Genomic DNA, 530 nt, shown 5'->3' with positions numbered 1-530 from the left:
AACTCATGAGACTTATTAAGAATACCACAGAACTAATCGGAATTAAAGACCAAAATATCAAGATTTTACTTATTTTTGAAACTGACACTCATATCGAGATTCAAGCAAAACTCGATTACCCTGCACCTTCCTGTCCTCATTGCCATGGAAAGATGATCAAGTACGACTTTCAAAAGCCTTCTAAAATCCCTCTTCTTGAGCAAGCTGGAACTCCAACACTACTACGTCTGAAAAAACGTCGTTTCCAGTGTAAAAGTTGTAGACGAGTCACGGTAGCTGAGACATCTATCGTTGAGAAAAACTGCCAAATCTCCAATCTAGTCCGACAAAAGGTTACACAACTCCTAACTGAGAAGGTGTCATTAACGGATATTGCCAGAAGACTTCGCGTGTCAACGTCCACTGTCTATCGTAAACTCGACCAGTTTACTTTCAAGGAACACTATGACAAACTCCCAGCTATTATGTCCTAGGATGAGTTTGGGTTCAAGAAAGGGAAATTGGCTTTTGTGGCCCAGAATTATGAGACA

The 530-nt window shown here is 40.4% G+C and carries 1 pseudogene; it reads left to right on the top strand.

The window, feature by feature from the left end:
* Positions 1-5: 5 nt before the first annotated feature.
* Positions 6-470: pseudogene (locus HMPREF2877_RS10335) on the top strand (ISL3 family transposase); the annotation flags it as partial.
* Between the last annotated feature and the right edge of the window lie 60 nt (positions 471-530).

The organism is Streptococcus sp. HMSC072D03 (genome assembly GCF_001812855.1).
GTDB classification, from domain to species: domain Bacteria; phylum Bacillota; class Bacilli; order Lactobacillales; family Streptococcaceae; genus Streptococcus; species Streptococcus salivarius_D.
This window is presented reverse-complemented; position numbering and strand designations above follow the sequence as displayed.